Genomic DNA, 6767 nt, shown 5'->3' with positions numbered 1-6767 from the left:
TTTTCAAGACATAGAGGATGGCGTTCAACACTTGGCGAAGACCTAATTGCCGGGGTCTGCCTACCAGTGACTCAGGTAAATGCGGTTTTAAATACCGCCATGCCCCCTCACTCAAATTACTCGGGTATTGATACCTTATGGGCGAAAAGATGAATTTCCAAACAGCTTCTAAGAGGCGGGCGAACGATATGCACGGTAATCGGCAATTCCAGCATAGACCAAACTTGATCGGCGGTTTGCACGGGAGCATCAAGCCTTGTTGCCAACGCCAAACAAGCCCTGTCTCCCAACGACAGGCCGTATTGCCGGGTGGATTGCCAAAGTTGCGCCGCGATTTCGGCTTCTTCGGCAGTAAAAGGCAAAACTGTCAGCCCCAAGGCGGCCAAATCATCCCTCAGACCTTTCACATCGACATCCGCCGCCAGCGATTTTTGCATGACTTCCGCCCAGTTAACACTGGAGATGACGGCTTCCGGCAATACCGCATCAACCACATTGGCGCCGGGTTCGGATTGCAAAAAGCACAACAATGCCGAAGCATCGAGAACCGTTGTCATTCTTCCGCTTCCCGTTTGGCGGCTTCCCGCCGTTCGGCAAGCAATTCATCCGCCAAATGGGTAGTAGCAGGCAACTGGGCAAAGCGGCTTTTAAGCCGTTGCTTTATGGTTTCGGCTTTTTCCAGGATCAAGCGACCTTCTTCCATTCGGACGATAAGGTTATCCCCGGTCTCAAAACCTAGCGAACGCCTTAGCGGCGCAGGTATGACCAAGCGTCCTTGGGGACCTAGTTGAACTTCGGTTTGTATAGTTGTATTAGGCATGATATGAGTATTATGGCACGAATTAATATAATGTGACACTTTTTATTTTGAATTAAACCTTCCCTGTTAAGGAGGATACGATGGCAACTACAAGCGAAACCATAAAAATTGACCCAAAAATCGACTTTTTTAAATTCGATTTGCAAGCCGAGAAACAGAAAAAAGTGTTTGCGGTAATCTTTAGCAAGCATAACGGCAACTGGTCGGCCATTAAATCCGAACTAAGCGGCAAGGAAGGCTTTAATGATACGGTGATCAAAAAGCTGGAATTTACCCACAACCTTGCGGCGTGGAGTAATAACAATGCTGAATTAGTGTCACTTTTCCAGAAGGACGAGGATACGAATTCGTTACGCGATATTGCTATTTCGCTGGATAAAACTGCCTTCATTGATAAAATCAAGGCAACTGCGCATACGGGAACAGATGAAGAAAAACGGGCTTTCGCGCTTAACCTGCGCCGCGACCTTTTTAACATTGAGCCGACCGCGATGCTGGTCAATCTGGTCAAAGACCCTAAAGTACCGTTCCTGAATGATGCCACCGGTGCCAATATTGCTGCCGTCTTGACCAAGCAGCCTGAGTTCAATATCAAAACCACCTCCGTTTACGAACTCATCAAAAACGAAACAGCCTTCAAAGATATTTCTGCCGATGGGCAGGATGCCGTAAAAACCCAGTTAAAAATCTTGCAACGGATCGCCGCCGTCAGTCAGGATCCAGATGCCGTGCCGGTGCTGTTCAACGCCAAAGTGCAGTCAGCCATGCAAATATCCGCCCTGCCTAAAGCGCAGTTTATGGCCGCTTTTAGCGAAAGCGATCTGGACGAGGATACCATCGCGCAAATTCATCATAACGCCCAGCAAACCAAAGTCCGCAACGAACATTTCTTGATGTCGAGCAGAGAAGCCGCCCAGCCTACCGGCGTGGCAATGATCGATAAGAGCTTGAATTTAACAGGTCATCCGCAAGCAAAAATAATGAGGCCCGTGGGCAGCTCTGTGGTAGAACCGCTTTCTGTCGGCAAGTATCTCGATAAGAGTATAACCAAACATAATCTATCCTGGGATTTGCTGTTCGGCGACGCCGATTTCTGCGAGTGCGGCGAGTGCAATTCAGTTTACAGTCCGGCATCCTACTATGTGGAATTATTAAATTATCTGCGCAACAACAATCTCGATCCTGATCGTAAACCCGGCGATCCGTTAGCTAAGAAACTTGACCCCAAGGATATTTCCGGTACGCCTTTAGAAAAGCTGTTCAACCGCAGGCCGGATTTAGGATGCCTGGAACTCACTTGCCAGAATACCAATACGCTGATTCTTTATGTAGACCTGGTTAATGAGGTCATGGAAAACTATGTGGCGTTCAAGCGCCTCAAACCTTTCAATGTAGACGATGAAACCAGCAGCGAACTGTTAGCCGAGCCTCAGCATACCGAATATAAAGCCTATTGCATTTTAAAGAGCGAAGTCTATCCCTTCACCTTGCCTTACCATCAGCCGATTGACGCAGCCAGAAGTTATCTTAAGTTCCTGGATACCAGCCGTTATGAGTTGATCAACACCTTCAGGAAAAATAACGCAGGTGACGATGCCGAACTCACCAAGCTGAAAGACGAAGCCTTGGACAGAGCCGCCGATGCCGAATTTTTGGAAATCACCAAGGAAGAATATGTCATCTTAACCAAAGAATGCTTTGAAAGTATCGATTTGATGAGAAAGCTGAAGAATAACCCCGCGCTGACTCAACAAGAGTATTGGACAATCATCGACGGAAAACCGGTGCATGAATACTATGGCTATGATGACGAAGCCACAATGCTCAGCGACAACGGGTTGACGCTCATCAAAAAAGAGTTTCTGCGGCGTACCGGTATCGACTATTACAATTTGGTCAATCTGTTGCTTACTGAGACGATCAACCCTTGCATGCCTAAAGGAAGGGCAAAAACCATCATGGAAAGTCTACGGTTCAGCTACCGGTTTCTCCAGAACTACGCCAGGATTCATGGCGTCGATAAGATGGCGGAAGATTTGGTAAAAATGGAAAAATTTGCCGATCTTGTTCCTTTAATCAAAGAGCAAATCGAGTTATTAACCGGTAAAAAGGCATTGAGTTGTCCAAAAACCTGTGAATACCAAGTAGAGATTTGCGATAAAGACATCATTTGCTGGGCGAAATGCTATTTCGAAAAAATCCGCAAGATGATTGTGATCGAGAACGGAAGGGGGTGTGTTGATGGGAAAATTTTCCTTACACTTCGCGAATCAAACAATACTGTAGAAAATGCTGCCCGTGTAGTTGCCATTGTAAAAGAATGCAAAATTTATGGCCCAAATAACAAGGCACAGACTTTTGTGGACAAAAATTTAGTTGAAATCGCTAAGATTGATCAGCAGACTGGCAAAGTTACTTTTAATGATGCGAATGCACCAATTGACGTTAAAACGCTAGCCTCACTATTTTTCGTTGGCGAAAAAGGTGATAAAGGTATTTTCCTGGTCATCAATAACGAAGTCTATTTAGTTTTCACTGAACAAAAAGATAGTTGCAATCTCGATACCGCTCTATTGCAACATCTGGATGGTACGCCACTCACCGTACCTGAGTACGACAAAATTCATCGATTTCTCCGTTTGTGGCGGAAGCTTGGCTGGTCGATTGATGAGATTGATAAAGCGATCATCGGGTTAAGTGTCACCAAAGCTTCCCTTAATGGCAGTGTCAGCGAACCTGTCGAAATACTTTGTGATGCTAGCGCTTCTGATAATTGTGATGATGTGGGCAATGATTGCGGTGATTGTGTGTGCGACGAAGACATTTGCGTTGAGGTCTTCGATATCAATCCGAGACTCATACACCAGTTGGCGGCTGTCAAAAAACTCCTGGACTTAACCGGGCTTGATCTCATCAAACAGCTCTGCTTTTGGACGTCTATCAGCACTTCTGGTAAAAAATCGCTGTATCAACGCCTGCTCCTAACCCATAACATCCTGGGCATCCATAAAGTCTTCAAAGCAGATTCTAAGGGGAATTACCTGACAGGCGATGCCAAATTGCTTGAGCATTTACCAGCAGTGATGGCGGCGCTTAATCTTTCCGCTGATGATATCCAAGAGATTAAGCAAGACAGTGGCATGGACGATAAGTTATCGCTGGCTAATCTGTCGCTGTTGTACCGCTACCGGTTATTATCGAAAGTTTTAGGATTGCGGATACCTGCCTTTCTCAGCATATTGCCATTATTCGGCGATATTTTTAAAGATGCCGACACTTCGTTCGAATTTATGGAACGTTGGGCAAAAATGGAGGACGCAGGCTTTTCCTATCAATAACTTAATTACATTATTAGAAATTTCGATGATGAAAAGAAACCGTTCGCTCCTAGCCAAAAGACGGTTTTACTGTTGAGCAAGACCTTATATGACGGTTTAAACGCTATCGACGAGGCGCATAAAGATTTAGCGGCTGATCCTAAAATTTTGGATGCAGAAGCGAAAAAAATTAACATCCAAGAACAAGCCAGCAGCGACTTAGTACGGACTAAAGCCAGTTTGCTGTTTGATACGGGTATTGTCGAAAAAATGATCGGCGTATTGGAAGGGACGAATGTCTTTACGACCAATGCGCCTAAGAATTTGGACTTTACCATTCCCGATACCAAAACGCTTAAAACTAAACTGAAATATGACAAAGCCCTTGGCAGTATTCAGATTACAGGGGTTTTAACCGATTCAGAAATCAACGACTATAAAAATTTAAGTACAGAACTAGCATGGTCTGCGGCGCTTACCCGTATTCAAAAACAACAGTCAAAATTATTTAAAGAGATTTTGTCTGGAGTCTTCGCAGATGAAAAAACCAAAACTGCCGCCGAAAAAGCAGCTTTGGAAGTTATTATCAAATTTGGTGATATCACTCTGCCAATTGATAAAATCCCGGCAGGAGACCCCGACCCTAACGCTGCGCCCCAAAAACGTATCGCGTTTTTAGAAATTTTCTTACCTTATTTACGCCAGCAGTTAACGCATCGTTTTGTTATAGAAACCTTGGCTGCTTATGCGGAACTTGAGAGCAAAGTAACCGATGAGTTGGTCTCAAAAATACTAAAGCTGGGTACGCCAGCCGAACCGATTTATACCATTTTTGAAAAAATCAAAGACAGCGCAAAACCAACTGAAACGAATTGGAGCGGATATTTAATTCCTGCTGCCCACGCTAACTTTACTTTTATTATCAAAAACAGCGATGCCGCCCCTGTAATTAGCATTGATGGGGTAGCTTTACATTTTACCGTCCAGGAAGACCCTACCAATGAATGGTGGAGCGATACTGAAGAATTGCAGGCAGGCAAATTATATAAGCTAACGACGACGGGCGTAGAACTGAAAAATATTTTCTGGAAAACCCCCGCATCTGCGATTACTGCAATTCCTTCATCCGCCTTAATTCCTGATTTTGCTTCAAAGCAAGCTGAACCTGCCTTAATTGCCTTAAAAAAATCCGCCATGCTGGTATCGGGTTTTGAATTAAGCGCGGATGAAATTCGATTTTTAGATGAACACAAAGGAGAATTCGATGGACTCGATTTCAATGTACTGAAATCGATTGATAAATGGTTGCGCTTGGAAGCTTACGCACGGCTACGCAATTCATTACCGCAAGCGAAGATTAACATCTTGGATTTTTGGCATTGGGTGAATGACTCAACATCAGACGTTAGTAAGCTGAGCGATAAAATAGTTGAGCTAACGACCTGGAAGAAAGAGCGCATTGATAAATTAATCGCTGCTGATCATTTTAACATTGCAAAGTTAACTGATTACCGTAACGAAAAAAATCTGCTCAAGTTGCAAAAAGCCTTGAAAGTGGCCGATAAAATCGGTATGGACATCAACCTGCTTTTCGATTGGGCGATTCCTTCTTCCAATTTTAAAAAATGCCGGACAATTGCGGACAGCATAAAAAATGCCATTCGTGCTCGTTACAATCAAACCGATTGGGAACAAGTCGTCAAACCACTCAATGACCAACTCCGAAATCATCAACGCGATGCCTTGACGGCTTATTTATTGCAACAGCCGGAATTGATTGCCTGGAATGTCGTCGATGCCGAAGGCTTGTTTGAATATTTCCTGATTGATATACAAATGGATGCCTGCATGGAAACCTCGCGCATCAAGCAAGCACTTTCATCGGTGCAATTGTTTGTTCAGCGTTGTTTTCTTGGGTTGGAGGAAGAACATAACGGCATTACACCTGATGTATTGGACAGGTCGCGTTGGGAGTGGATGCAACGATATAGGGTGTGGGAAGCCAACCGTAAAGTCTTTTTGTATCCGGAAAACTGGATCGAAAGCAATCTGCGTGACGATAAAAGCCCTTTCTTCAAAGAGCTTGAAAGCGAACTTTTACAAAAAGACATCAATAAGTAAAATGTAACTGATGCGCTGAAATCTTATCTTTATAAAGTGGATGAAGTGGCGAATATGGAGGTTGTAGGGTTATACATAGACGGTACTAGGCCAACCACATCAACAGGTGGTATTCAATGGAGTAAGAATGCCAAGCTACATGTTTTTTCCCGCACCCGTAATGCTCCTTTCATTTTTTACTATCGCTATCTCGCCCTGGATGAAATGAATTGGTATCCCTGGGAAAAAATGCAGGTAGATATTCCAAGTTATGATGTGGAGAACGATAAAAAAGAAGTAATCAACAACGGTTGCTATTTGACGCCAGTTGCTTGGAATGGACGATTGCTTGTGTTTTTTCCACAAATCATGAAGAAAACAAAACCCAATGATTTATTAAATAATCAATCTATTGAAACTTCAGCAAAAAATAAACCTACGGAACTAAAACCAACTGAATACTACGAAATCAAAATGGCATGGAGTGAATAGAGGAATGGTAAATGGACGCAAAAGCAACTTTCAAATAA

Annotated in this window: 5 protein-coding genes; 3 read left to right on the top strand and 2 right to left on the bottom strand. The window is 43.9% G+C overall.

What is annotated here, in order from left to right:
- Positions 1–116: 116 nt before the first annotated feature.
- Both HUX64_RS06640 and HUX64_RS06635 read right to left on the bottom strand, forming a co-directional pair.
- Positions 117–557: a type II toxin-antitoxin system VapC family toxin gene (locus HUX64_RS06640; RefSeq protein ID WP_174625451.1), complete on the bottom strand. Its 441-nt coding sequence runs from the start codon at positions 555–557 to the stop codon at positions 117–119.
- Complete coding sequence (locus tag HUX64_RS06635) at positions 554–820, bottom strand: AbrB/MazE/SpoVT family DNA-binding domain-containing protein (RefSeq protein WP_174625450.1); 267 nt, start codon at positions 818–820, stop codon at positions 554–556. Before HUX64_RS06635 ends, HUX64_RS06640 begins: the two co-directional genes overlap by 4 nt.
- Positions 821–900: 80 nt before the next feature.
- Here HUX64_RS06635 and HUX64_RS06630 point away from each other — a divergent pair, with 80 nt between their 5' ends.
- The 3 genes from HUX64_RS06630 (at position 901) to HUX64_RS06620 (ending at position 6729) form a co-directional block, all read left to right on the top strand.
- Complete coding sequence (locus HUX64_RS06630; protein WP_174625449.1) at positions 901–4158, top strand: hypothetical protein; 3258 nt, start codon at positions 901–903, stop codon at positions 4156–4158.
- Positions 4159–4230: 72 nt separating this feature from the next.
- Complete coding sequence (locus HUX64_RS06625; RefSeq protein ID WP_174625448.1) at positions 4231–6258, top strand: neuraminidase-like domain-containing protein; 2028 nt, start codon at positions 4231–4233, stop codon at positions 6256–6258.
- Positions 6259–6294: 36 nt separating this feature from the next.
- On the top strand, positions 6295–6729 hold the full coding sequence (locus HUX64_RS06620; protein ID WP_174625447.1) for a neuraminidase-like domain-containing protein: 435 nt from the start codon (positions 6295–6297) through the stop codon (positions 6727–6729).
- Positions 6730–6767 lie beyond the last annotated feature (38 nt).

The organism is Candidatus Methylobacter favarea, assembly GCF_902806695.1.
Taxonomy (GTDB): domain Bacteria; phylum Pseudomonadota; class Gammaproteobacteria; order Methylococcales; family Methylomonadaceae; genus Methylobacter_B; species Methylobacter_B favarea.
This window is presented reverse-complemented; position numbering and strand designations above follow the sequence as displayed.